This window comes from Bacillus cereus group sp. BfR-BA-01350, assembly GCF_022663775.1.
Classification (GTDB): Bacteria; Bacillota; Bacilli; order Bacillales; family Bacillaceae_G; genus Bacillus_A; species Bacillus_A paranthracis.
Genome location: NZ_JAKUGD010000041.1, coordinates 1 through 399 on the forward strand (window position 1 = coordinate 1; position 399 = coordinate 399).

The window sequence follows — 399 nt, forward strand, 5'->3', positions numbered from 1 at the left end:
CTACCGGAGCTACTGGTCCTACGGGAGCCACCGGTTCTACGGGAGTTACAGGTCCTACCGGAGCCACTGGTCCTACGGGAACCACTGGTTCTACGGGAGTTACAGGTCCTACGGGAGCCACTGGTTCTACGGGAGTTACAGGTCCTACCGGAGCTACTGGTCCTACGGGAACCACCGGTTCTACGGGAGTTACAGGTCCTACCGGAGCCACTGGTCCTACGGGAACCACTGGTTCTACGGGAGTTACAGGTCCTACCGGAGCCACTGGTTCTACGGGAGTTACAGGTCCTACCGGAGCTACTGGTCCTACGGGAGCCACCGGTTCTACGGGAGTTACAGGTCCTACCGGAGCCACTGGTCCTACGGGAACCACTGGTTCTACGGGAGTTACAGGTCCTA

The 399-nt window shown here is 59.4% G+C and carries 1 protein-coding gene; it reads left to right on the forward strand.

The features are described 5' to 3' along the window. A partial coding sequence (locus tag MR147_RS26830) for a hypothetical protein (protein ID WP_242304889.1) occupies window positions 1-399 on the forward strand: 399 nt, incomplete at both ends.